This is a genomic window from Comamonas sp. SY3, from assembly GCF_041730275.1.
Lineage (GTDB): Bacteria > Pseudomonadota > Gammaproteobacteria > Burkholderiales > Burkholderiaceae_C > Comamonas > Comamonas sediminis.
Map to the genome: position 1 here is coordinate 74,218 of NZ_JBGTYN010000018.1, position 20,226 is coordinate 94,443.

The window sequence follows — 20,226 nt, forward strand, 5'->3', positions numbered from 1 at the left end:
CGTTTGGTGCATGGATGGCGCCAGGCCAGAAAAAAAGGCGCCTTCGCGCCTGGGTGAGGGGGCTCGCGCCCCGACCGGATCCTGCTTTATTGCGCGACCCAGCCTCCATCCATGTTCCAGGCCACGCCGCGCACATTGTTGGCAGCGGGCGAGCAGAAGAACACGGCCAGCTCCCCGAGTTCTTCAGGTGTGGTGAACTGCATCGACGGTTCTTTTTCTCCGAGCAGCAGCTTTTTGGCCTCTTCATTGCTGACACCCATCTGGGCAGCCTTGGCATCGACCTGCTTTTGCACCAGCGGCGTGAGTACCCAGCCCGGGCAGATGGCGTTGCAGGTGATGCCGCTGGCGGCATTCTCCAAGGCGGTGACCTTGGTGAGCCCGACAATGCCATGCTTGGCGGCCACATAGGCCGATTTGCCGGCCGAGCCCACGAGGCCATGGACCGAGGCGATATTGATGATGCGGCCCCAGCCCGACTTCTGCATCGTGGGCAGTGCCAACCGGCTCGTGTGGAAGGCGCTGGTGAGGTTGATGGCGATGATGGCATCCCAGCGCTCGACCGGGAAATCCTGCACATTCGCCACATGCTGGATGCCGGCGTTGTTGACGAGGATATCCACCTGGCCGAAGGCCTCGGTGGCGTAGGCGAACATGGCCTCGATGTCGGCAGCCTTGCTCATGTCAGCGCCGTGGTAGCCGACCCGCGCGCCCGAGCCGCTGCTGGCGATGACGTCTTGTACTTCCTGGATCGGGCCTTCTGAATCCCCAAAGCCATTCAAGATGATGTTGGCACCCTGGCGCGCCAACGCCTTGGCAATCCCCAGTCCGATACCGCTCGTCGATCCGGTGACGAGCGCTGTTTTTGCTTTCAACATCCAATATCTCCAGTTACTCGGTTAGTATTCATGCAAACGCTTGCATCCATCCTAAGGCAAACCCCAGCCACGGTTTGCCTGGTAGCGTTGCGTTCATCCATATAAGAGGGACCATGTACCAAGATCCACGCTTGCAGTATGTCACCTGTGCGGTGGCGGGGAATACGGACACGGGTCGCCAGAGTGCCACGCACCGCATGGCCTATTGGGAGTGGAACGACACCGGGGATTTGAACCACCCGCATGTGATCATCTGCGCCCATGGCCTGACCCGGCAGGGGCGTGATTTTGATGTGCTGGCGCGGCAGCTGGCGCTGCAGGCACGGGTGATCTGCCCGGATGTCGTGGGCCGGGGCTACAGCGATTGGCTGGAGGACCCTGCCGGCTACCAGGTGCCCTTGTATGTGGCCGACATGCTGGCGATGCTGCAGCAGGTGCACCGCGCAGCACCCATTGGCAAGCTCGATTGGGTCGGCACCAGCATGGGTGGCCTCATCGGCATCGGCCTGGCGGGCGAGCCGAGCATCCGGCCGCTGATGCCTGCACCCATCCGCCGCCTGGTACTGAATGATGTTGGGCCGACCATCGAGCCCTCGGCACTGGCGCGCATTGGCAGCTATGTGGGGCAGCATATGCTGTATGCCTCCGAGCAGGAGGCCGTGGCGGCCATGGGCCAGCTGTCCAAAGGTTTTGGCCCGCACAGCGATGAGGAGTGGCTGGCGTTGTCGCGCCCGATGCTTCGGCCCGAAGGCGCAGGCGCGGTACGGCTGCATTACGACCCGGCCATTGCACAGCCCATGCAGGCGATGACGCCGGAGATGGCTGCCGCCGGCGAGCAGCTGCTGTGGCGTTTGTACGAGCAGATCGATGCCGTCACCCTGGTGCTGCGTGGCGCAGATTCCGACTTGCTTTCTGCCCAAACGGCCCAATCTATGGCGCAACGTGGCCCCCGGGCACGTGTGGTGGAGTTTGCCGGTGTCGGCCATGCTCCCACCTTGGTATCTTTTGATCAAACGGCTGCAGTGCTGGCTTTTTTATGCGGTGCGTAGCGCACGTCCCTGTCAGGGCGTGATGGTGGTGACAACATGAAAAGTCTTACAGCAGTCGCTCAGCCCGCGCCCGGCGCGGAACATCTCCCTCCAGAACCCGTCTCGCCATTGGTGGCGGCCACTGCCAACGCCCTGCCGATGCAAGACAACGTTCTGGCGCGGGCCCGGGCCTTCTCTGTTCCGCTGATTGCAGAAGAGACGCTGGACACGGGCGAGAACGCGCTGCAGCACGCCGATGCCGTGGCTGCCATCCTCAAACATATTGGCGGCTCCGAAGCCATGCAGGCCGCTGCCTACCTGGTGCACACCAGCGAGCAGCTCAACAAGCCGCGCGAAGTCATCGGCAAGGCTTTTGGTGAAAGCTATGCGGTGCTGGCCGTAGAAACCGTGGCGCTGATGAAGGTGCAGGCCCAGGCGCGCCAGGCCGATGCCGGCCATCTGGTCGATGACCCGGCCACGCAGACCGAGAACATTCGCAAGATGCTGCTGGCATTCTCGCGCGACTTGCGTGTGGTAATGCTGCGCCTGACATCCCGCCTGCAGACCTTGCGCTGGTATGCGGCCACCAAGGGGCCTGTGTCGCCTGCGGTGGCGCGCGAAAGCCTGCAGGTATTTGCGCCGCTGGCCAACCGCCTGGGTATCTGGCAGATCAAGTGGGAGCTGGAGGACCTGGCTTTCCGCTTTCTGGAGCCTGACACCTACAAGAAGATCGCCAAGCTGCTGGACGAGACGCGGGTGGAGCGTGAGCTCTATATGGTGGGGCTGCGCGAGCGGCTCGAATCCGACCTGCGCGCGCACAGCATCAGCGCCACCGTGGCAGGACGCCCCAAACATATCTACAGCATCATCAAGAAGATGCGCGGCAAGTCGCTGGGCTTTGACCAGCTTTTCGATATCCGCGCGCTGCGCGTCGTCGTGCCCACGGTCAAGGACTGCTATGCAGCCCTTTCCTTTGTGCACGAGACCTTCAGCCCGGTGGAGTCGGAGTTTGACGACTACATTGCCAAGCCCAAACCCAATGGCTACCAATCGCTGCACACGGTGGTGCGGGATGAGCATGGCAAGGCCATCGAGATTCAGATCCGCACCCAGGCCATGCATGACCATGCGGAAAACGGTGTGGCCGCCCATTGGGCCTATAAAGAGGCGGGCACCAAGGGCTATGCCGGTGTATCGGCTACCAGCGACTATGACGCCAAGATTGCGGTGCTGCGCCAGCTGCTGGCCTGGCGCAAGGACATGGTCGGGCAGACCCAGGACAGTGGCCTGTTTGACGACCATATCTATGTGCTGACGCCCAACGCTGCAGTGATCGAGCTGCCCCAGGGCGCCACCCCGGTGGACTTCGCCTATTCGGTCCACACCGATCTGGGCCACCGCTGCCGGGGTGCCAAGGTCGATGGCCAGATGGTGCCGCTCAACACGCCTCTGCAAAACGGGCAGACGGTGGAGATCGTTTCCGTCAAGGAAGGGCGGCCATCGCGCGACTGGCTCAATGCCGAGCTGGGCTACCTGGTCAGCTCCCGCGCCAAGGCCAAGGTGCGTGCCTGGTTCAATGCCCAGGTGATGCACGAGACAGTGAGCCGTGGCCGTGAGCTGGTCGAGAAGCTGCTGCAGCGCGAAGGCAAGACGGCCCTCAAGCACGACGACCTGGCAGATCAGCTGGGCTTCAAGACGGCAGAGGCGCTGTTCGAGGTGGTGGGCAAGGATGAGCTGTCGCTGCGCACTATTGAGAACATTCTGCGTCCCCCCGAGCCGGTGCAGGCCGACGATGACCTGGTGCTGAGCCGCCCACGCAAGGCGACGGAAGGCTCGGGCAAGGGCGGGGTGCTGGTCGTGGGCGTCGATTCGCTGATGACCCAGCTGGCCAAGTGCTGCAAGCCCGCGCCGCCCGATCGCATCGGCGGCTTCGTCACGCGCGGCAAAGGGGTCAGCGTGCACCGCCACGATTGCAGCAACTTCCGCGAGATGTGCGCGCGCAACCCCGAGCGCAGTATCGATGTGGAATGGGGACAGCCCACCAGCGGCCAACGCTCGGCCGAAGCGGTCTACCCGGTGGATGTGGCCGTGGAGGCCCACGACCGCCAGGGCCTGCTGCGTGATATCTCCGAGTTGTTCGCGCGGGACAAGACCAATGTGATCGGTGTGCAGACCCAGTCCGTCAAGGGCACGGCCTGGATGACGTTCACGGTGGAGGTCTCGGATTCGGGCAAGCTGGCCAAGGTGCTGGCCTCTGTGGCGACGGTATCGGGCGTCCGTTCGGTGCGCCGGAAATAGGGCCGAAAAGCACTATTTTCAAAAAAAGCCGCAACTTTCCATTTGGGTCGTTTTTTCTGGCTATAATTTGAGTCTTCAACGACAGGCGCGTAGCTCAGCTGGTTAGAGCACCACCTTGACATGGTGGGGGTCGTTGGTTCGAGTCCAATCGCGCCTACCAAATTTTCCCTCTGAAGAGAACCAGACTTCAGGATAACAGGGAACTTCTGGGGAACTTTTCGAAGTTTCTTTTTGATCAAACCGCCTTTTTTAGGGCGGTTTTTTCATTTCCCAGCACCTGTTCCAGCTTGGCCAGCTCTCGACCCCGGTCTGCGCCATCAATCCACTTCGAGTAGACCGTAAACAGCATCTTGGCGTTCTTGTGCCCCATCTGCCTTGCAATGTAGGCCGGGTTCACACCTGCACCCAGTGCATTGGTCGCATAGGTGTGCCGGGTCTGGTACGGCCGGCGCCACCGGATGCCCGCGCCGCGCAGCGCTGGCCGCCAATAGGTGTCGCGCTGGCTGCGCTCGTCGTTCCAAGGCTTGTCAGTGCCCGGATTCTCGAAGATCTTCCGGCCCATTTCCGCATCTTCCTCGCTTGAACCGCCCAACATAGTCCACGGCTTCATTGCCTCCAGCGCGGCCAGGGCTCGGCTCACCAGGTCCACATCGCGGGAGTTGTAGGTTTTCAGCGGCTTGGACTCTCCGGCAGTCCGGGCGCGTTCTACCCGAACCGTTCTGCTGCGCCAATCCACATCACCCCAGCGCAGTTCAATCAGTTCCTCTGGCCGCATACCGGTCATGAATGCAAATTCAAAATAAGCCCAGGCCCGCACATCTGAGTTCTTGCGGATTCTCGCCAGAATCTGCTCCATTTCATCAGGCGAGAGAGGATCAGGCGTCGGCGCCTGGTGCTTACTATTTTCGATGCCTTCCATAGGGTCATCAATTTTCATTTCCCGCCCAGCCAGCGCGAATACTCCACGCAAGCAGATTAGGTAATTATTTAATAGCTTTGCAGATTTCCATGGGGTATTGCCAACGCGAGCGGCAACAACTGCATGCGTTAATTGATCCATAGGAGTATCTTCGCCATACATCGATTTCCACACCAAGAGCGCATTGCGATATTGGGACAAAGTGTTTTTTGCCAGCCGGCCTTTGGTTTCAAGCCACAAATCGCACCACTGTCCGAATGTTCTTGTAGCGACCGTTGCTAGTTTCTTGGCCCTTGGAGAGTCCGGAAAGTGCTCGGCCAGGTCGAATGCGCCCACAGCTATTTGCTGGCGGATTTCTTGGGCGACTCGGTGGGCATGCTTTGTATTTGCGGAGGTGGGGCGGGCGACAATACCCCCGATGGTGAGAGTTTCTCTGTAACGTACACCATTCCAAACGAAAAAGAGCCGGATGCTCTTTTCTCGAATCTCTACACCATTCCCGATTTTTGGAGCACCCATGCTTCAATTCCTTTTGTGTCAATCCATACGCGATCATCTGGCCCGCGCCGCCATTCCTTATCTTGGAGCCACACGCCGCGCTCGATGCGCTTTCTGATGGCTGCCGCTGATAGCCCTGTCATTGCTGAGGCCAGCTCGACAGTAACAAACCGAGCAGCATTCACTATTGGGCGTTCTGCTTTGGTGGTTGTCATATTCACTGATTCCTCTGAATTCTCTTTGCACCTGCAGCACCTGCAGGTTGCTCGCTCACCGGCATGGCCTGCAGGTTTTCGTCTGACCTGCAGCCTTCGACAACGCCGGATCGCTTGTCATGCTCCAGCAGGGCCTTGCTGAGCATCTTGTGGGCCTGGCGCACGTATGCGGGCACCTGGTTGATCTTCTCGGCCTGCTGCTGCAGGATCTCGCCCGCTCGCTCGGGGGTTGCCGCACCATGCTGCACAGATAGCGCTGCGCCTTGCACGAAGCCGCGTTGCATGTGCTCATCCAACATGTAGGCGCAGCGCAGCCAGGCCAGCAGCCGGCGCAGGTGGTTTATCTGGGCCTCGGTCATCGGTAGGGCGGGGATGTTGTTGTCCCCGGTCAGGATCAGCGTCTTGGTCATCGTTTTTCCTTCGTGTACCCATCCTTCTGTGGTTGGGTCTGGATGGTGGGCAGCTGGGCGGCGCGGGCCCGGCGCTCCGCAATCTCTTTGAGGATGTCGAAGGGCGAGCCAGTGCGCTGCGGCCGTGGTGGGGGTGGTGGACTGTAGTGGCGCGTCATTTCAACCCCCGCGATTCTTCGACGGCCAGCGCTATCTCCATTGCATGCCGAAGGGCGGCGGCTATCACCTTGAACACTGGTACTGCTGACGGCTCTGGCAGCTTCTCCAACACAGCCACCACAGAAACAATATCGGCCTGAATGATCCCCATGAGGCTGATGGCTTCGGTTGCATCATTTTTGATGGAGGTCACCTCTCGGGCGCACTTTTCGTACAGCCAATCGGTGAGGTGGTGGGCGCCAAACGCATAGTCCTCGTTCGTCTCGGCTGCCACCAGGTGCGCAGTGATCGAGGCCGCCTCCACAAGGGCCAGGATCTGTTTGCCGGCCTTGCGTGCTGGCGCGGTCTTTTTGGACTTAGAGGGAGGCCTCTTGCGCAAGACAGGCTTGGTGATCGGCGCCCAGCCTTCCGCCACAGATGTTTCGACCAGCTTGGCCAAAGTGGGTGCGATCAGGTTTTTTGAGGTCGCCTCTGTGTCAAGGGTGGCATTCATGGCTTCAGCTCCAGGCGCATGGCGTTCAGGAAGTGCGGCGACAGCGCACGGGCTTCCTGGGGGGTGAATCCCGACACGGTAATAGTGCGGTCTTTCGAGTGGCGGAACTGCGCAAATGCACTGCCATCGTCTTGCTCACCCACGGCCGCCAACTGGCCCACCAGAAACAGGCCTTCGGCACAGCCGGCAACGTGGCGCCGATAAATGTTCTTCACGTAGCCATGCACGGTGGTGCGCGCCCATTCGTCGGGCGGTATCGGTTTCCACTCGCGGCCTTCTGCGGTGGTTGTGAGCGCCTCCAGCTGACCGTTGTGGCGGTGCAGGTTGCGCACGCCGGTAAAGGCCGAGGTGAATGGGAAGCGACCGGGTGGCCCAACAACTTCGCCTACCGGCGCTCGGCGATGGATCAGATAGAGCCCTTCACCACGGTACTCACGCACATCGAAATCAATTTCCAGCACATCGTCTCGATCCGCATACGGCCAGGCAAGACGCTCCGAGTCCTTCACCAGGTGGATGCCACTGGCATGGCCGCCAGGCGCTGCTCTCGCTTCGTCCTGCGGGATGGGTTCAACTGGGCGCGCTGGCGCTTTGACCGCTTTACGCGGTCTTGTGATTACTGCATCCATGGATTACCTCCTCAGCAACTTGCTGCGCGGCTTGTAGACCTCGCGCACCATGCCGAAAACTTCGATGTTCGCCAGCAGCTCTGGGGTGACCATGCGCCAGGTTTGCCCATCACCGTGGATGGTGGGATCAGCCATCCAGAGTTCGCAATTGGGGAGGGACTGAAAGCGCCGTACCCCGTACCAGCTGTAGTCGTCTGAATGGCGGAAGGCGATCAGGTATTCGGCATCCCCTTTGATGCGTCTCTGGTCGAAATCCACCTCGATCACATCGTGGGCGCTGATGAAGTCGCCGAACAACTGACAGTGCGTCTGCAGGAGGTGGAGCCCTCTGCACTGGGTCAGCTGCTCCCGGGCGCCCATCGGTGTCACGGCGGTTGCCTCGACCCCTCTGGAGACCGGGCGCTCAGGCATGGCTGTGGTTTTGAAGGCTGCCACCGCGGTCATGGCGCTGCCCCGGCATCGCGCTCAGCTGCCGCCTTGCGGATAGCGTCCTTGCGGGGTTTGTCTTCTTTCAGGTAATGGTCCAGCGATTCCTTGCCGCGAGTGTTGAGGCGCTCGTAGATGGGGTGCTGGCGCAGAGTGGTAGCCAAGACGGACACCTGCCGGCCAGTTTCATCCTGAACGGTGTACTCTTCCTCGTCATCCGCGAAACCAGTTCCGATGTGATCGACAGCGCCTATGAGGGTGTCCAGCAGCTCCGGCTGCAGGATTTGTCCGCGTGGTGGCCCGGAAAGCTTGTGGACGCGCGCTATGAAGGCCCTGGGGTGCTCCTTTTTAAGCTCGATCAGAACATCTGCCGCTTCTACCCAAGACTCGTGGCGAACAGAAAGCCTGGCGCCATTGCTGGTCCAGATTTCAAAGAAATGCTCTGAGCCTTCCCCCGAGGTCAAACGCAGCCATTCTTTCAACAGGCGGCCGGTGCGAGAGAACTCCTCTTCGCTGCTGCGGTGGCGCCCCTGGTCCTGCAGTCGCTCAACCGCCCACTGTGGCAACGGCTCAAGTGGCTCTGGGTAGATGCGATCGTGATTCCGATGGGTCATCAAGATGCTATCGATGATCGACCACCAGTGAATCCCAATCTCATGTGCTCGAGTGCGCAAGTCTTCGGCGTCCAGTGGCTCTGGTAGCGCTGGCGCAGTGCAGCGCATCGGAGGCTGAGGGCGAGGGTTGCGGCCTTGCTTAGGGTTGGCACGCGCCTCGGTGGCGTTTTCCGTCGAGCGAGGGATAATCTCGGACATGGTTCGTTTCCTTGGAAGGGTTTCGGGTCTAGAAACCCCTGGGCAGGTCAGAGCGCTCAGGGGTTTCGCTTTGGTCGGTCACGCTGCAGAGCCTTGCGGGCCTGTCTGGGCGGAGCTGCTGGAGGTCTTGCGCTTGGTTGTTTCGGCGGGCAGGTTGTCGCGCACCACGTTGACGACAGACTCATACCAGTCGATCTGCAGGCCGGAATGATCGTTCTCGGCTTTGTAATCGTGGATCTCGCCATACTTGGTGCCGGCCTCGGTCAGGACGTAGCCGTCCTCTACCTTTCGCTGCAGGCCCAGTGCCAGCAGCACCTTGTTGACTGCTTGGCCGCTCACCTTGGCCCGGCCTGTCTGCTTTTCGATGCGCTGCCCGATCTGGGTAGGGTTCAAGTGAACCATCTGATCCAGCGGCAGTGCGGGGAGGGCGCGGCGAAAGTCGCTGAAGTCCAGGCCTGTCTGCTCGGAGAATGCTTTGAGCTTGGCGGCCGCCAGTCTGCCAAGTCGGATGCCCGGCACGTTCTTGATGGCATCGCCTACGAAGTTGATGAGCTTCACCTGCTCCAGGGCGGTGCGGCCGCGAACGCGGGCAGGCTTTGCGGGGGCTGCCAGTTCCTTTGCGCGGAAGTAGCCGGCGACCACCTGGCGTTGAACCTGCCAAGCCAGGTCGTCCGTGAAGGGCTTGACCAGCATGGTGTAACCCTGCTCGCTGATGAGGATCAGTCCGTTCGGTGCGGTAAAGCCTATCTCGCGGGCTTCGGACGTATTACGTACGAAGTAGTCCTCACCTTCAACCAGACGATGTTTGTGCTCATTGAATGTGCGGCGGGCTGTCCCCTCCGGACGGGCATGCACCTCATCAATCTGGGCGAGTGTGGCCACGCGCTGGCCCTGGTACTCGATCACTTGGAGGTCGGTGTCGTTGATCTTGACGATTTTGCTCATGGTAGGGTTCCTTTCTGCGCTTCTGGCGCTTTGGGGCGGGTTGATTCAAGCCTGATGACCACTTCAGCGGATAGGCTCCGATGCTGGCTATCTGCTTGTTCTTGAAGCCATTTCTTCAACTCCCGTGGAAGGCGAAGATTGGTCTGCGTGTCGCGCTGTGCCATGCGATTTCCTTTCATGTAGCACTTTGCTTGGTTTTAATGTAGCACTCTGCTTGGTTGCGTGCAAGCACTTTGCTTGGATAATGTCGAGATGGCCTCTGAAGACGTACAAACAAACCTCCGCCTGCCGGCTGATCTAAAAGATCGGCTGCAATCTTCTGCTGCTGAAAACAATCGTTCGCTAAGCGCAGAGGTTGCTTCTCGACTTGCAGCCAGCTACGCAGGACCCGGCGAACCCTATGTGACGAAAAGTCAGTTAGAACGGGTGTTCAAGAAAATTACCGAAGAGCAGGACAGCGCCATGATGGCGGTTACGTTGGTTCGAGACATGCTAGGAAGTTATGTGACTTCGCTGTATCGACGCCTTCCTCCGTCCGAGCAAAAAAAGGAGGAAAACCGACTCATGAATGAGTTGGCGAGAGCTGCTATTGACGCCGATGGGGAGGCCCTAAAAAAGGCAGCCGCTCAAAGGTTTTCAGGAACCCCAGGGTTTGAAGAGGTGGAGGAGCCCAACGAATTCTTTGAATATCTTGGTCGTGTTAACCAACTTGCCTCCCAGCGAAGACGTAAAATGCTTGACGGAGATAGCTCCACAGTTCCTCATAAGGATTCGCAGGATCGTGAGTCCTGACACGCTAAGAAATCTTCGTAATTGATGGGGTCGCCAAACGCTACCCCATCACACCGCTCTCCCTGCCAGGCGATCCATCAGAGGTGTCTCGCGGTAGTCGCCAAAAGCACCGTCAAAGAACTCGTTGGAAATGTCATGAATCGCCTTGCCCAATTTTTTGTTGGTCTGCATGGCATTCATGAATGCCATCGTGTGGCACCACTTCAGCGGCCGGATCTCGATATCATCATCTTGGGTCGCGGAGTTTTCAAGGTCCAGGATGCAGATCAAGTGGTGAGATTTATCGCCATACTTGCGCACATCCTCGGTGTCTCGGTCTGCATGGCTGGTGTTGATGGCGTCAAAAATCAGCGCCCGGGGCACCTTCTGATCCATTTCATGGCAAAGGAACATCAAGTACTTGCCAATTTCAATTTCATGGAATTCGCAGGCGAGACGGTTTTCTTCGATTGCCGCGATCAAGTGGTTTGTTAGGGTCCAGTCATCAGACCCTACGGCTGTGAGCGCCAGTTTTGCCCTGTATCCCGCCAGCAGCTCACCGGATTGCCTGCGGGTTCGCACGTTTTGCCGGGCCAGCATGCGCAGCGCCACCAACTGTTTGACCAGATCGGAGGCGGTCTCTTCGCCTGTTATTGCCAGCGCTTTCAAAGCTGCACCCCTCTCGCAATAGCGCTGTGCAGCCGGCGCAGAGCGTTGCGCTCCTTGCGCTTTGCGGCTTCCTGCAGTTGGTACTCCGGATCAGTCGCAACCATCATCCGGTCCCATTCATCGCTGTCTCGTTCTATGCGATGAAACGTGCCCGTGCCGTGGGCCCAGCGCACATAAGCCGCTTTGAGGTTGTCGCTGGCCTCCTTTCGGCGCTTGGTGCATTGGTGCAGCTCGACGGCAATCAATCCAATCTCTTCCAGGGTCTTCGTCTGTGCCATGTGTCGGCTCCTTCTCGGTTAAGTGGTGATGGGTTAAAGGCGTGCGCGCAATTCGGTGCGCACGTTGCGCCACACCAGGCCGAGGGCCCAGGCAGCAGCTTTGGACCAGCTGGCGCCGGACCAGCGGCGCATGTTGAAGAGGCGATAGGCAAGGGTGATCTGTTCAGCCATGGGTGCTCTCCGCAAGCTTCGAGGTATCTGCGACAGCCTTCCCAAGCTTCAGGAGGCGGTAGCCAGTCAGCTCGCGTACCAGCGTCAGGCCTGCGGCGTTGATCGCATCGATCAGCGTTTGAGGAACCCCGAAATTCTCGGCAAAGTCTTCAAGGTTTTTGGCTTCGGCCTCGTGGCCGTGCTGGCGCAGCTTTGCGGCGGCGCGGGCGATGGGGTTGTGGACTTCCATAAGGCTCCGGACGAAAAAAAACGCGCTGATGGCGCGGGCTGGTGGGTTTAGGCTCTGCCTGGTGGGTTTAAGGACAGAGGCTGGGGGGTATAAGGGGCCAGTGCTCGGAAGAGCTACATGCGCAAGAAAGGAAGAAACAGCGCACAACTGGCCGGGGCCCGTCTGGCAGGGCCTGCGAAGATCAATATCTTGCTCCGGACTCGTCAGTTTCTGCACCGCTGGCGATGCGGTCGTGTTGCGCCACCATTTGCCCCTGGCGGCCCCTGCAGAGGGAGTAGTGGGGGATCACAGATCAAACGGATTGGAAAGCGTCTTGTACAGCAGCCCTTCCGTTTGCTCGACCTCGCAAGGCACAAGAATCAAGCCGTCAGCCAGTGCTTCCGCCGCTGCACTGGAGTTGTCAAGCAGGGCAATCAGACAGACTTCTTTGCTGTCCTTATCGACACCGATGAATGCCTTCATTGGTTCTCCTTGGAAAAACGAAACCCTCCGAGGTGAGGGCTTGGTTTTTCGCCCTCCGGAGAGGGCAGGGGGCGCTTTCGCGCATTGGGATCTTTCTTGTCTTGGCATCCCGTCGCACCTCACCAATTGAGCCTTGCAGGGCTACGGCTGGGCACCGCGCAGAGCAGCGGCCGTGCCCGCTGATGCAATTGGCCGGACGAATGCCCCACAGGCGGGGCAGGCAACATCGGCGGCTGAATTTTTAAAGACCTGGAGGGGGCTCGTTCGATCACTGGCACCCATCGCCTGGTGCAACTGCTGCGTGGTCATCCCGGTGTGTTGGGCCTGGCCTCCAGCTGCCAGCGGTGATTCACCGGCTTAGGCCCCTACGCATACCAATCGCTTCGGGGTGGCTGGATCGCTTTTGTTGCTGCGACGGTTTCAATTATGCAGTAATGCATGATTTAGTCAAGCAAAATTGAATGAGCGACAAGAGATTTCTGCGTGAAACCAGTCTTTTTTATGCAAATCCGAATGAATTCATCGGTCTATAGGCATAAAAAAACCGCCCTAAGGCGGCGGGTGGAGATGCAAGGCCTACTCGAGGGCTATATCAAGTTTTGCGTTTGCACGCTCAGCTTTCTGCTTCGCTACACCTATTCTTTGCAAATAGGTTCGCTCAGTGTCTGAGTCGATAGGATTTGCGGTATCAAACGCAGCAGTCCACTCCAGGCGCCACTCTACAAGTTCTGCAGGTGGCTTCTGAGGTGAGAACGAGTCTTTAGCTGCATCGTAAGCCGCTTTTACATCTGACTTTCCTTTGCTGATGCACTCTTGCAGGTCTGCGACATCTGGTCGAGTTCCAGACTGAAGCTGAATGAAGATGATCTTTGCTTGCGTTGTGCAAGTATCCAACTGCATTGGCAGTAGAAGGTTGGCCTTTGCTATCGCTCCTGTGTCTGGTTTCGTTTGACTTGCAGCTGGGAGAGCCCCCTTTTTAGAAGGTGTTTCTGCTGCCACAGCAACGACGGCCAAACAAACTATCAATGAGGCTGCGAATAGTCGCTTCATACATCTCCCTTTAACGTTACTCAGGTTTCCATTTGCTGGGCGGCACAACTGCGCTGATCGCCTGCATGTCATCAAGCTCACCAAGTTCGACAGTCATGCGCTCGCCACCGTTAACGCTCATCAGCTCAATGGTGTCTGGGCGACGGTACAAAAATTCCTTGACCATCTTTGCGCCATTGGTCAGCTTGACCAAAACGTACTCACCTTCGCTGGGTGTACCGCTCGGTTCCACTATGACATACCAGCCATCGCGAATAGCCGGTGCCATGCTGTTACCGCGGACTTTCAGCCCATACGAATGCTTGTCGTTGCTGTGAAAGTCGATCTGCCCATCGCCAGCTCCGGCGATTGAACTGATCTCCTCATAGAACCCATCGTGTCCCATTTTCGCGGTCCCCACCACTGGTATTTTTCTTTTTGGTTGTGAGGGAATCCCTGCATAAGTAGGTGCGTCAGCGAAGCCACGCTCAATCCCCAACTCGATTGCGCAATCTGTTGCAGCCTTATCCGTCTGAAATACAGAAGGGTCTACACCGAAGAACTCTGCGACAGGACGCAATGTCTCTGCACGCGGAATTTTGCCAGCTACCAACCGGCTCATTGCGGACTGCAGACCGCCTCCGCCCAGCTGAGCAGCGAGGCCATTGGACGTAAGTCCGCGCTTGGCCAGTAGCGCTTCTAGAAGTTGTCCTGGAGTCATGCAGATATTTTCCACATCGATCAATCAAATATGCTTGCTTAAATCATGCATAAGTGCATAATAGGTGCATGAAATCCATACAGCAGCTCATCCAAGACTTGCGGGCTATTCACTCGCAAGAGGAGATTGCATCGAAGGTTAACGCCTCTCAATCGCTCATCTCTCGGTGGGAGGCCGGGCACGTACCGTCTTCGGCGGAGGTTGTTGTGAGCCTGATGAAGCTTCACGACGATGCCTTGGCTCCTCGGGAGCTTGGTGGGCTGGATTCTGCAGCTTAGGCGCCGGCCTTCTCCAGCGCCACCTTGCTGCTTTGAAAACGAATGACTGGTTCGCCATAAAGCCAATGGATTTCCAACTTGGAGGTTTGCAGCATGCGAGTCGTCTTGCCGTCTGCATCGACATTTTCAGCAATTCTCGTTTGCTGGCTCATGTGGACCAGGGCCCCCATCAAGGGTTGGCGGCGGGCGGTGGCGGAGGTGCTTTGCGTTTTCATGCAGCCAGTATCGGAAAGCTGCGCCAGTTGAACAACATCCAGAAACAGAGGTAACGGATATGAACCCCCAAGATGCACTGCGCCAGATGGCCAAGAACTACCCAGGCGGTTACGAGAGCCTGGCGCCCCGGGTTGGCAAGACCGCCGAGGTGCTGCGCAAGGAGCTGTCTGGCGATCCGAAGTTCAAGCTGGGCCTGAGCACTGCCACGCTGATCTCCGAAATCTGCATCGAGGCCACCACGCCTCACTGCCATGACTTTGTGAACGCGATTGCGGCCGATGGCGGCGGCTTTGTGCGTTTGCCCGTGCTGGAGATGGAGGGCGGCCCATGCGTGCATCGCTCCATCTCAAGCGTCACACAGGAGCTGTCGCATGTGGTCATGGCCACGATGGATGGGGATGCAGATGGCGTGATCTCGGACAACGACCTGGCGCGCATCCACAAGGAAGCTGCAGAGGCGCTGGCTGCGATCCAGCTGCTGATCCAGACCGTGGAAGCAAAGCACAAACAAGGCAAGGCCCGCGCCGAGGCGGCGGCATGACCACTTCCACCAAGACCGTCGAGCAACTCGAAGCTGAGTTGGCAGAGGCAGAGCGCATCGCTGCTGGGCTGCGTGAGCAGCTGGAGCACGCGCGGTGGCTGCAGGAATACGACCAGGCTCCTCAGGAGTCTTAACAGTTACGCCAACGGCCAGGAGAGGGTTAGCTACCCCGACCGCAAAGCAGATCCACCACCTGCCGGCCTGTTGGCACCTATTTGAAGTGGTGCATGAGAGGTGAGCATGACAGAGCAGCAGCTTAAGCAAGAAGTTAAAGAGATGTGGGAAGGGATGCGCGCTGATGGCGAAATGCTCGTTGACCTCCCCGCGTACAAGCTCGGGATGCCATTCGCAATCCCTGGCGAGGTAGTCATTCCTTTGGAGTGCGACGGCGAGTTTGTCCCGGTTTATATCGACCCAGACCTGATTCCAGCACTTGTGGAGGGACTTCAGAAAACCCAAAAAGCCTGCGCCAACATGACCGCAGAGGCTGATGCCGAGTATCACGCCTGCGAAGTGATACGCAAGGCAGCAGGAGGTATCTGATGGCAGTTGATGCACGCATCGCGGTCGGCTTGCCCGATCATCCCAAGACCAAAAAGCTGATTCGCCGCTGCGGGCAGGCAGGCGCCTGGAACTTGGTGCGCCTATTCGTCTGGGCCGCGTCAAATCGGCCAAATGGCGATCTTTCTGGAATGTCGATAGAGGACATCGAGCTGTCAGCAGACTGGTTGGGAGAGGAAGGTGATTTCGTTTCTGCCTTGGTTGCGGTGCGCTTTGTGGACGGCGAGGACGGCCACTATGTCCTGCACGATTGGTCAGAGCATAACCCTTGGGCTGCTGGGCAAGAAATGCGGAGTGCTAAGGCGCGCTGGAATGCTGCTAAGCGTCACCACGGGCAAGCTGTAGCAAACCTGCAAGTGCCCGAGTACGCTGCTATGAGGAATGCTGGTAGCAATGCTGGAGATGATGCTGATAGCAATGCTGGCAGCAAGGATTCAGCAATGCATGGCGCTGAATCTGGCAATGCTCCGTCTCCGTCTCCGTCTCCGTCTCCGTCTCCGTCTCCGTCTCCGTCTCCTACGAAAAAGAAGAAGGAGAGCGCAGGCGCTCCCTCTCTCCCTGATGGGGTAGATCCCGTTGTCTGGGCGGATTGGCTCAAGTTGCGGGCTGCAAAGAAGGCGCCTGTCACGGAAACGGTGTTGGCTGCAGCCAAACGCGAAGCGGAAAAGGCGGGGATAGGACTGGAGCAGTTCTTGACGATCTGGTGCGTCCGCGGCTCTCAAGGGCTGCATGCCGATTGGATCAAGCCAGGCGAGATGGATGCTTCAGCTGGTGCAGCGCCAAAACCTGACTGGGTGGCCGTTGCAGGCTTTGCCAACCGTTGGGAGGCCCAAAACGAAGGGTGCCACGAGCGGAATGCCCATGAGTTCAGCGGCGGTAAGCGGAAGGCTGCGACGGTATGAACGCAAACGAGATTTCTCAGCGCTTGGCTCAGGACGCCGCCGATGTTGCATCGTTCCTGCTGCCTCAGGGCAAACGTGCCGGCCAGGAGTGGAAGGTCGGCAGCGTCAACGGCGAGCCTGGACAGTCGCTATCAGTGCGCGTGAAGGGGGCCAAAGCTGGTGTCTGGTCCGACTTTTCGAGCGGTGAATCCGGCGATCTGCTGGACCTGTTCATGGCGGTACGTGGCTGCTCAATGTCTGAAGCCCTCAGGGACGCAAAGCAGTACCTGGGTATTCGCGACACCATGCCAGAGCGCGAGAAGCCGAACTTCAAGCGCCCGGCAAAGCCCACTTGCCAGACAGCCAAGGCTGGGGCATTGGAGTGGCTGAAGTCGCGGGGCCTAACCGACGAAACCATTGCTGCGTTCAAGATTGCCGAACAAGTAAAGGGTGACAAGACCTATGCGTTGTTCCCGTATCTGCGAGACGGCGAACTGGTCAATGTGAAGTACCGGAATATTGCTGAGAAGCGGGATATGCGGCAGGAGGGCGGCGCAGAGCCTTGCCTATTCGGCTGGCATCTGATCGACCCGAAGGAGCGGACTGTCGCTCTGTGCGAGGGTGAAATTGACGCGATGACGTTGCACCAGTGCGGCATTCCAGCGCTGTCGGTTAACGCCGGCGCCGGCAACCATCAATGGCTGGAGAACGACTGGGAGCGCTTGCAGCGCTTCAGCGAAATCCTGATCTTTTTTGACGGCGACGAGTCCGGGGAGAAAGGTGCTCAGGAGGTGGTGCGTCGCCTGGGCATAGACCGCTGCAAGCGCGTGAAACTGCCCGAGAAGGACGCCAACGAGTTCCTGCAGAAGGGTGCTGTTGACGTGGATTTTCAGGAGTACATCGAGAAGTCTCAGCCGATGGATCCTGAAGAGATGCGCCAGGCCAGTGACTTCATGACCAAGGTTAAGGCGCTGTTCTACCCAGCGCATAACGAAGACCGCGACCCTGTTTTGCGACTCGACAAAGACCTCGATTGGTTCGAGTTTCGACATGGAGAGGTGACAGTCTGGACTGGCTACAACGGCCACGGCAAGAGCTTGATGCTCTCCCAAGTGCTGCTTGGCCTGGTGGACCAGGGCGAGCGCTTCATGGTGTTCTCGGGCGAAATGACCCCGGAGCGGCAGCTCAAACGGATGTCCAAACAGGCGTCCGGACTGGATCGACCAACTATGCAGTACCTCGACGCCATCGGGCGATGGGTGCATGACCGAATCTGGCTGTTCAACGTGGTCGGAAGCGCTGGCTTGGACCGCCTGCTTTCGGTTTTTCTGTACGCCAGCAAGCGTTACGGCATCCGCCATTTTGTGATCGACAGCTTGATGATGACAGACGTTCCGGAGGACGGCTCTGGCGCTATGACGGCTCAAAAGGAGGCCATGCGCAAGATGTGCGACTTCGCTCGCCGCAATGGTTGTCATCTCCACCTGGTGGCTCACCCTCGCAAAGGAGCGGACGAGAGCAAAGGCCCAGGGAAGCTGGACGTAGCGGGGTCCTCAAAGATAACCGACGGCGCAGACAACGTTTTCACGGTCTGGAGCGCTCGCAAGGATGAGAGTGATTCCGAGCTGGACCCGGATAAACCAGACGCCAAGTTGGAGTTGCACAAGCAGCGAAACGGCGATGTTCAGCACTACACCCAGTGGCTCTGGTTCAACAAGGCCGCGCAGCAGTTTGCCACCAACTCACGTCGAGCAGCAGTTTCCTACGTTCCATTCAGTGGACAGCCAGAAGTTATCAATCCCGCCTAGGAGCTAACCAGATGAACCACACCCATGACGAAACGACCTATGCGCTGCTGTGGAGCCGCGCACAACATGCTTTCCATGTGGAGCCCTTTAGCACGACGCTTAAGAAGGCCCGGCAAGTATTTCTGCGCGGATATGGAACTGACTTTTCGCCCGTTTTCATTGGCAGCGATGACGCATGTCGGCAGACGCGGCGCGTGCTATGCGAATACCGAGAGCGCCTGCAGGCCCACCAAGACCCTGCACCCGTGGATGTCTCGGAGGCCAAAGCCGTGGGAGAGCTGTGTGATGACTTCATGGCGGACCTCCTGGAGCGCATGGCCGCACACAAGCAGCACGACACCCAACCCTAATAACCGAAACGGAGCCCGAATGAACTTTGCAGAGACAGCAGCACTATCCACCCCAGCGCGCCGCAGCGGCCGGGGCTATGTGGACTTCAACGCAGTGCCCGAAGCACACCGGCAAATCGATGCTCGCCTGGTCAACTGGGGGCGCTGGTGCCATGGGTCGGTGGCCCGGCAGGTCTCGCCGATGTTCCGCATGGTGCCCCCAGAGCCGAAGGACAGCGCACAGGCGCGCATCGAGACTGGCGAGCGGATTGACCACCTGGACGCCGCCAAGATTCATGCTGCTGTGATCCATCTGCCTCTGCAGCATCGCGGTGTGTTGAACTGGGTGTACGTGAAGCCCTGGATGACACCCAAGAAGGCCTGCCAGGTCATTGGGACAAGCCTAGTGGAGCTGGGCCGGCTGCTCACCGACAGCCGCAACATGCTGTTGGCTAAGGGGGCATGACATGCAAGGGCCTTATCCATCCATTGAGGAGATGCTGGTAAATGAGCACATCTTGGAGCAGTGCATGCACCCCGGCTTCAAGATATGCCGGGATGAGTCGCTGCTCTACAGCGTGTGCCCGATTTGCCAAAAGATGATCTATCTCAAGGGTAGGCCCACCCGTGAGGAAGTCAGCAACGAGTGGCGCCGCAACCAGATCCGGCCAGCGCACAACCCCATCAACGCCAATCATGTGGTGCGCAGGTTGTCAGCACAGGGATGGATCGTCATGCACTACCAGCGTGATGGCGTGCGCTTTCGGTGCATTGCGCAACGGGCCGGTGAGCGGCTGCAATCTGAGGTCTGTGCATCAAGAAATGAAGCCATTGTGCAGGTTGCTGCAAAAATAGTTCGCGGGGGCTTGTTTACCCACTCTGGATGTGGTATCGTCCTACCCATCGATTGAGCGCAGACGCACAAGAATCGCGGCATCCCTGGACGGAGGCGGCAGTGTCTGCAAAGCTCAGTGAGAGAGCTCTCCACTTCGGAGGGCTCTTTTTGTTCCTGCTGGTCATCCGTTTACGCCACACCGCTCTGCGACATGGTGTTACATTTGCCGAATGAAAAGAGAAAACTTTGAACTCGGGGTTTGGCGTCTTTACCATGTGGCGTGGGCCGTTGGTCTAGCTTTTGTGCTCATTGCGATGGGAGAAAAGATATGGCGCGCTGAATTCCTGGGCGAGCTGCCTTGGCTGATATTTGCATTTGCATTAGTCTTGGTGGTTGTTGGACCACTTGTTTTCAAGTACGTAATGCGATGGATCTATCGAGGCTTTTTTCCAAAAGCTTAGATCCCACGTTGTAGCCCTCCACACACCAACACCCAGCCTCGCCAAGTGCGGGGCTTTTCACTTTTGGGCCTGTCGTTCAACGGATAGGACTCCCGGCTTCGAACCGGGCGATGAGGGTTCAATTCCTTCTGGGCCCACCAATACGCATCTAAGCACACGGGTTGTGTCGCCAGCCTTCCAAGCTGCGCAGAGCTGGGTTCGACTCCCACTAGATGCTCCATATGTCCAGCTGCAGCAAGCGCGGCCCGCACCCGAGCGGTATGAAGGTGCGGCATCTCC

The 20,226-nt window shown here is 58.6% G+C and carries 30 protein-coding genes and 3 tRNA genes; 15 read left to right on the top strand and 18 right to left on the bottom strand.

Annotated features, from left to right (window positions below; all coding sequences use genetic code 11):
- Nucleotides 1-86 precede the first annotated feature (86 nt).
- Nucleotides 87-875, bottom strand: coding sequence for a 3-hydroxybutyrate dehydrogenase (locus tag ACCQ08_RS19320; protein ID WP_239808810.1), 789 nt, complete (start codon nucleotides 873-875; stop codon nucleotides 87-89).
- A gap of 113 nt (nucleotides 876-988) precedes the next feature.
- On the opposite strand from ACCQ08_RS19320, the gene ACCQ08_RS19325 reads away from it, so the two are divergent.
- The 3 genes from ACCQ08_RS19325 to ACCQ08_RS19335 all read left to right on the top strand — a co-directional run bounded on the left by ACCQ08_RS19325 (nucleotide 989) and on the right by ACCQ08_RS19335 (nucleotide 4,361).
- Nucleotides 989-1,924, top strand: a complete 936-nt coding sequence (locus ACCQ08_RS19325; RefSeq protein ID WP_312462909.1) for an alpha/beta hydrolase — start codon at nucleotides 989-991, stop codon at nucleotides 1,922-1,924.
- 36 nt (nucleotides 1,925-1,960) lie between these two features.
- Nucleotides 1,961-4,201 carry a bifunctional (p)ppGpp synthetase/guanosine-3',5'-bis(diphosphate) 3'-pyrophosphohydrolase gene (locus ACCQ08_RS19330; RefSeq protein WP_373450684.1) on the top strand — a complete coding sequence of 747 codons (2,241 nt, stop codon included), beginning with the start codon at nucleotides 1,961-1,963 and terminating at the stop codon, nucleotides 4,199-4,201.
- An 83-nt stretch (nucleotides 4,202-4,284) separates the two neighbouring features.
- Nucleotides 4,285-4,361: transfer RNA gene (locus ACCQ08_RS19335), tRNA-Val, on the top strand.
- A gap of 75 nt (nucleotides 4,362-4,436) precedes the next feature.
- Here the strand turns inward: ACCQ08_RS19335 and ACCQ08_RS19340 are convergent.
- From ACCQ08_RS19340 to ACCQ08_RS19380, 9 genes are all read right to left on the bottom strand, one after another.
- Nucleotides 4,437-5,639, bottom strand: a complete 1,203-nt coding sequence (locus tag ACCQ08_RS19340; protein WP_373450685.1) for a tyrosine-type recombinase/integrase — start codon at nucleotides 5,637-5,639, stop codon at nucleotides 4,437-4,439.
- On the bottom strand, nucleotides 5,609-5,833 hold the full coding sequence (locus tag ACCQ08_RS19345) for an excisionase (protein WP_373450686.1): 225 nt from the start codon (nucleotides 5,831-5,833) through the stop codon (nucleotides 5,609-5,611). Before ACCQ08_RS19345 ends, ACCQ08_RS19340 begins: the two co-directional genes overlap by 31 nt.
- Before the next feature lie 2 nt (nucleotides 5,834-5,835).
- Complete coding sequence (locus tag ACCQ08_RS19350; RefSeq protein WP_373450687.1) at nucleotides 5,836-6,243, bottom strand: hypothetical protein; 408 nt, start codon at nucleotides 6,241-6,243, stop codon at nucleotides 5,836-5,838.
- A 154-nt stretch (nucleotides 6,244-6,397) separates the two neighbouring features.
- The gene (locus ACCQ08_RS19355; protein WP_373450688.1) at nucleotides 6,398-6,895 is read right to left on the bottom strand and encodes a hypothetical protein; all 498 of its coding nucleotides are present in this window, start codon (nucleotides 6,893-6,895) and stop codon (nucleotides 6,398-6,400) included.
- Nucleotides 6,892-7,524, bottom strand: a complete 633-nt coding sequence (locus ACCQ08_RS19360) for a hypothetical protein (RefSeq protein WP_373450689.1) — start codon at nucleotides 7,522-7,524, stop codon at nucleotides 6,892-6,894. The genes ACCQ08_RS19355 and ACCQ08_RS19360 overlap by 4 nt, the downstream gene beginning before the upstream one ends.
- A gap of 3 nt (nucleotides 7,525-7,527) precedes the next feature.
- Nucleotides 7,528-7,968: a hypothetical protein gene (locus ACCQ08_RS19365; RefSeq protein WP_373450690.1), complete on the bottom strand. Its 441-nt coding sequence runs from the start codon at nucleotides 7,966-7,968 to the stop codon at nucleotides 7,528-7,530.
- Entirely contained in the window at nucleotides 7,965-8,762 is a 798-nt protein-coding gene (locus tag ACCQ08_RS19370) for a hypothetical protein (RefSeq protein ID WP_373450691.1), read from the bottom strand. The genes ACCQ08_RS19365 and ACCQ08_RS19370 overlap by 4 nt, the downstream gene beginning before the upstream one ends.
- Nucleotides 8,763-8,840: 78 nt before the next feature.
- Nucleotides 8,841-9,707, bottom strand: a complete 867-nt coding sequence (locus tag ACCQ08_RS19375) for an ORF6N domain-containing protein (protein ID WP_373450692.1) — start codon at nucleotides 9,705-9,707, stop codon at nucleotides 8,841-8,843.
- Entirely contained in the window at nucleotides 9,704-9,871 is a 168-nt protein-coding gene (locus ACCQ08_RS19380) for an Arc family DNA-binding protein (protein ID WP_373450693.1), read from the bottom strand. Before ACCQ08_RS19380 ends, ACCQ08_RS19375 begins: the two co-directional genes overlap by 4 nt.
- Before the next feature lie 88 nt (nucleotides 9,872-9,959).
- Here ACCQ08_RS19380 and ACCQ08_RS19385 point away from each other — a divergent pair, with 88 nt between their 5' ends.
- Entirely contained in the window at nucleotides 9,960-10,499 is a 540-nt protein-coding gene (locus ACCQ08_RS19385) for an Arc family DNA-binding protein (protein ID WP_373450694.1), read from the top strand.
- A gap of 48 nt (nucleotides 10,500-10,547) precedes the next feature.
- Here the strand turns inward: ACCQ08_RS19385 and ACCQ08_RS19390 are convergent, their stop codons facing one another.
- The 7 genes from ACCQ08_RS19390 to ACCQ08_RS19420 all read right to left on the bottom strand — a co-directional run bounded on the left by ACCQ08_RS19390 (nucleotide 10,548) and on the right by ACCQ08_RS19420 (nucleotide 14,052).
- On the bottom strand, nucleotides 10,548-11,147 hold the full coding sequence (locus tag ACCQ08_RS19390; protein WP_373450695.1) for a hypothetical protein: 600 nt from the start codon (nucleotides 11,145-11,147) through the stop codon (nucleotides 10,548-10,550).
- Nucleotides 11,144-11,425 (bottom strand): hypothetical protein, encoded by a 282-nt coding sequence (locus ACCQ08_RS19395; protein ID WP_230772965.1) that lies wholly within the window; start codon nucleotides 11,423-11,425, stop codon nucleotides 11,144-11,146. The genes ACCQ08_RS19390 and ACCQ08_RS19395 overlap by 4 nt, the downstream gene beginning before the upstream one ends.
- A gap of 33 nt (nucleotides 11,426-11,458) precedes the next feature.
- On the bottom strand, nucleotides 11,459-11,596 hold the full coding sequence (locus ACCQ08_RS19400; RefSeq protein WP_373450696.1) for a hypothetical protein: 138 nt from the start codon (nucleotides 11,594-11,596) through the stop codon (nucleotides 11,459-11,461).
- Entirely contained in the window at nucleotides 11,589-11,825 is a 237-nt protein-coding gene (locus ACCQ08_RS19405) for a hypothetical protein (RefSeq protein WP_373450697.1), read from the bottom strand. Before ACCQ08_RS19405 ends, ACCQ08_RS19400 begins: the two co-directional genes overlap by 8 nt.
- 285 nt (nucleotides 11,826-12,110) lie before the next feature.
- Nucleotides 12,111-12,287 carry a hypothetical protein gene (locus ACCQ08_RS19410; RefSeq protein ID WP_373450698.1) on the bottom strand — a complete coding sequence of 59 codons (177 nt, stop codon included), beginning with the start codon at nucleotides 12,285-12,287 and terminating at the stop codon, nucleotides 12,111-12,113.
- Nucleotides 12,288-12,863: 576 nt separating this feature from the next.
- On the bottom strand, nucleotides 12,864-13,337 hold the full coding sequence (locus tag ACCQ08_RS19415) for a hypothetical protein (protein ID WP_373450699.1): 474 nt from the start codon (nucleotides 13,335-13,337) through the stop codon (nucleotides 12,864-12,866).
- A gap of 16 nt (nucleotides 13,338-13,353) precedes the next feature.
- Nucleotides 13,354-14,052 carry a helix-turn-helix transcriptional regulator gene (locus ACCQ08_RS19420; RefSeq protein WP_373450732.1) on the bottom strand — a complete coding sequence of 233 codons (699 nt, stop codon included), beginning with the start codon at nucleotides 14,050-14,052 and terminating at the stop codon, nucleotides 13,354-13,356.
- Nucleotides 14,053-14,105: 53 nt separating this feature from the next.
- Between ACCQ08_RS19420 and ACCQ08_RS19425 the strand changes: the two genes are divergently transcribed.
- Nucleotides 14,106-14,315, top strand: a complete 210-nt coding sequence (locus ACCQ08_RS19425) for a helix-turn-helix domain-containing protein (protein ID WP_373450700.1) — start codon at nucleotides 14,106-14,108, stop codon at nucleotides 14,313-14,315.
- Here ACCQ08_RS19425 and ACCQ08_RS19430 read toward each other — a convergent pair.
- The gene (locus ACCQ08_RS19430; protein WP_373450701.1) at nucleotides 14,312-14,530 is read right to left on the bottom strand and encodes a hypothetical protein; all 219 of its coding nucleotides are present in this window, start codon (nucleotides 14,528-14,530) and stop codon (nucleotides 14,312-14,314) included. The two genes, ACCQ08_RS19425 and ACCQ08_RS19430, sit on opposite strands and share 4 nt — an antisense overlap.
- Before the next feature lie 59 nt (nucleotides 14,531-14,589).
- Between ACCQ08_RS19430 and ACCQ08_RS19435 the strand changes: the two genes are divergently transcribed.
- The 10 genes from ACCQ08_RS19435 to ACCQ08_RS19480 all read left to right on the top strand — a co-directional run bounded on the left by ACCQ08_RS19435 (nucleotide 14,590) and on the right by ACCQ08_RS19480 (nucleotide 20,167).
- Nucleotides 14,590-15,072, top strand: a complete 483-nt coding sequence (locus tag ACCQ08_RS19435; protein WP_373450702.1) for a phage regulatory CII family protein — start codon at nucleotides 14,590-14,592, stop codon at nucleotides 15,070-15,072.
- On the top strand, nucleotides 15,069-15,206 hold the full coding sequence (locus tag ACCQ08_RS19440; RefSeq protein WP_373450703.1) for a hypothetical protein: 138 nt from the start codon (nucleotides 15,069-15,071) through the stop codon (nucleotides 15,204-15,206). The genes ACCQ08_RS19435 and ACCQ08_RS19440 overlap by 4 nt, the downstream gene beginning before the upstream one ends.
- 106 nt (nucleotides 15,207-15,312) lie before the next feature.
- Nucleotides 15,313-15,615, top strand: a complete 303-nt coding sequence (locus ACCQ08_RS19445; protein WP_373450704.1) for a hypothetical protein — start codon at nucleotides 15,313-15,315, stop codon at nucleotides 15,613-15,615.
- Complete coding sequence (locus tag ACCQ08_RS19450) at nucleotides 15,615-16,535, top strand: hypothetical protein (RefSeq protein ID WP_373450705.1); 921 nt, start codon at nucleotides 15,615-15,617, stop codon at nucleotides 16,533-16,535. Before ACCQ08_RS19445 ends, ACCQ08_RS19450 begins: the two co-directional genes overlap by 1 nt.
- Nucleotides 16,532-18,322, top strand: coding sequence for a toprim domain-containing protein (locus tag ACCQ08_RS19455; protein ID WP_373450706.1), 1,791 nt, complete (start codon nucleotides 16,532-16,534; stop codon nucleotides 18,320-18,322). Before ACCQ08_RS19450 ends, ACCQ08_RS19455 begins: the two co-directional genes overlap by 4 nt.
- An 11-nt stretch (nucleotides 18,323-18,333) precedes the next feature.
- Nucleotides 18,334-18,672, top strand: a complete 339-nt coding sequence (locus tag ACCQ08_RS19460) for a hypothetical protein (RefSeq protein ID WP_373450707.1) — start codon at nucleotides 18,334-18,336, stop codon at nucleotides 18,670-18,672.
- Nucleotides 18,673-18,691: 19 nt separating this feature from the next.
- Nucleotides 18,692-19,117, top strand: a complete 426-nt coding sequence (locus ACCQ08_RS19465; RefSeq protein ID WP_373450708.1) for a hypothetical protein — start codon at nucleotides 18,692-18,694, stop codon at nucleotides 19,115-19,117.
- A gap of 1 nt (nucleotide 19,118) precedes the next feature.
- Entirely contained in the window at nucleotides 19,119-19,562 is a 444-nt protein-coding gene (locus ACCQ08_RS19470; RefSeq protein ID WP_373450709.1) for a hypothetical protein, read from the top strand.
- Nucleotides 19,563-20,012: 450 nt separating this feature from the next.
- A tRNA-Arg gene (locus ACCQ08_RS19475) sits at nucleotides 20,013-20,087 on the top strand.
- A 4-nt stretch (nucleotides 20,088-20,091) separates the two neighbouring features.
- A tRNA-Gly gene (locus ACCQ08_RS19480) sits at nucleotides 20,092-20,167 on the top strand.
- Nucleotides 20,168-20,226 lie beyond the last annotated feature (59 nt).

What these genes read in the sequence shown, in the direction of transcription:
- ACCQ08_RS19320 (WP_239808810.1), bottom strand. Translation starts at nt 875, where the DNA reads ATGTTGAAAGCAAAAACAGCGCTCGTCACCGGATCGACGAGCGGTATC.
- ACCQ08_RS19325 (WP_312462909.1), top strand. Translation starts at nt 989, where the DNA reads ATGTACCAAGATCCACGCTTGCAGTATGTCACCTGTGCGGTGGCGGGG.
- ACCQ08_RS19330 (WP_373450684.1), top strand. Translation starts at nt 1,961, where the DNA reads ATGAAAAGTCTTACAGCAGTCGCTCAGCCCGCGCCCGGCGCGGAACAT.
- ACCQ08_RS19340 (WP_373450685.1), bottom strand. Translation starts at nt 5,639, where the DNA reads ATGGGTGCTCCAAAAATCGGGAATGGTGTAGAGATTCGAGAAAAGAGC.
- ACCQ08_RS19345 (WP_373450686.1), bottom strand. Translation starts at nt 5,833, where the DNA reads ATGACAACCACCAAAGCAGAACGCCCAATAGTGAATGCTGCTCGGTTT.
- ACCQ08_RS19350 (WP_373450687.1), bottom strand. Translation starts at nt 6,243, where the DNA reads ATGACCAAGACGCTGATCCTGACCGGGGACAACAACATCCCCGCCCTA.
- ACCQ08_RS19355 (WP_373450688.1), bottom strand. Translation starts at nt 6,895, where the DNA reads ATGAATGCCACCCTTGACACAGAGGCGACCTCAAAAAACCTGATCGCA.
- ACCQ08_RS19360 (WP_373450689.1), bottom strand. Translation starts at nt 7,524, where the DNA reads ATGGATGCAGTAATCACAAGACCGCGTAAAGCGGTCAAAGCGCCAGCG.
- ACCQ08_RS19365 (WP_373450690.1), bottom strand. Translation starts at nt 7,968, where the DNA reads ATGACCGCGGTGGCAGCCTTCAAAACCACAGCCATGCCTGAGCGCCCG.
- ACCQ08_RS19370 (WP_373450691.1), bottom strand. Translation starts at nt 8,762, where the DNA reads ATGTCCGAGATTATCCCTCGCTCGACGGAAAACGCCACCGAGGCGCGT.
- ACCQ08_RS19375 (WP_373450692.1), bottom strand. Translation starts at nt 9,707, where the DNA reads ATGAGCAAAATCGTCAAGATCAACGACACCGACCTCCAAGTGATCGAG.
- ACCQ08_RS19380 (WP_373450693.1), bottom strand. Translation starts at nt 9,871, where the DNA reads ATGGCACAGCGCGACACGCAGACCAATCTTCGCCTTCCACGGGAGTTG.
- ACCQ08_RS19385 (WP_373450694.1), top strand. Translation starts at nt 9,960, where the DNA reads ATGGCCTCTGAAGACGTACAAACAAACCTCCGCCTGCCGGCTGATCTA.
- ACCQ08_RS19395 (WP_230772965.1), bottom strand. Translation starts at nt 11,425, where the DNA reads ATGGCACAGACGAAGACCCTGGAAGAGATTGGATTGATTGCCGTCGAG.
- ACCQ08_RS19400 (WP_373450696.1), bottom strand. Translation starts at nt 11,596, where the DNA reads ATGGCTGAACAGATCACCCTTGCCTATCGCCTCTTCAACATGCGCCGC.
- ACCQ08_RS19405 (WP_373450697.1), bottom strand. Translation starts at nt 11,825, where the DNA reads ATGGAAGTCCACAACCCCATCGCCCGCGCCGCCGCAAAGCTGCGCCAG.
- ACCQ08_RS19410 (WP_373450698.1), bottom strand. Translation starts at nt 12,287, where the DNA reads ATGAAGGCATTCATCGGTGTCGATAAGGACAGCAAAGAAGTCTGTCTG.
- ACCQ08_RS19415 (WP_373450699.1), bottom strand. Translation starts at nt 13,337, where the DNA reads ATGAAGCGACTATTCGCAGCCTCATTGATAGTTTGTTTGGCCGTCGTT.
- ACCQ08_RS19425 (WP_373450700.1), top strand. Translation starts at nt 14,106, where the DNA reads ATGAAATCCATACAGCAGCTCATCCAAGACTTGCGGGCTATTCACTCG.
- ACCQ08_RS19430 (WP_373450701.1), bottom strand. Translation starts at nt 14,530, where the DNA reads ATGAAAACGCAAAGCACCTCCGCCACCGCCCGCCGCCAACCCTTGATG.
- ACCQ08_RS19435 (WP_373450702.1), top strand. Translation starts at nt 14,590, where the DNA reads ATGAACCCCCAAGATGCACTGCGCCAGATGGCCAAGAACTACCCAGGC.
- ACCQ08_RS19440 (WP_373450703.1), top strand. Translation starts at nt 15,069, where the DNA reads ATGACCACTTCCACCAAGACCGTCGAGCAACTCGAAGCTGAGTTGGCA.
- ACCQ08_RS19445 (WP_373450704.1), top strand. Translation starts at nt 15,313, where the DNA reads ATGACAGAGCAGCAGCTTAAGCAAGAAGTTAAAGAGATGTGGGAAGGG.
- ACCQ08_RS19450 (WP_373450705.1), top strand. Translation starts at nt 15,615, where the DNA reads ATGGCAGTTGATGCACGCATCGCGGTCGGCTTGCCCGATCATCCCAAG.
- ACCQ08_RS19455 (WP_373450706.1), top strand. Translation starts at nt 16,532, where the DNA reads ATGAACGCAAACGAGATTTCTCAGCGCTTGGCTCAGGACGCCGCCGAT.
- ACCQ08_RS19460 (WP_373450707.1), top strand. Translation starts at nt 18,334, where the DNA reads ATGAACCACACCCATGACGAAACGACCTATGCGCTGCTGTGGAGCCGC.
- ACCQ08_RS19465 (WP_373450708.1), top strand. Translation starts at nt 18,692, where the DNA reads ATGAACTTTGCAGAGACAGCAGCACTATCCACCCCAGCGCGCCGCAGC.
- ACCQ08_RS19470 (WP_373450709.1), top strand. Translation starts at nt 19,119, where the DNA reads ATGCAAGGGCCTTATCCATCCATTGAGGAGATGCTGGTAAATGAGCAC.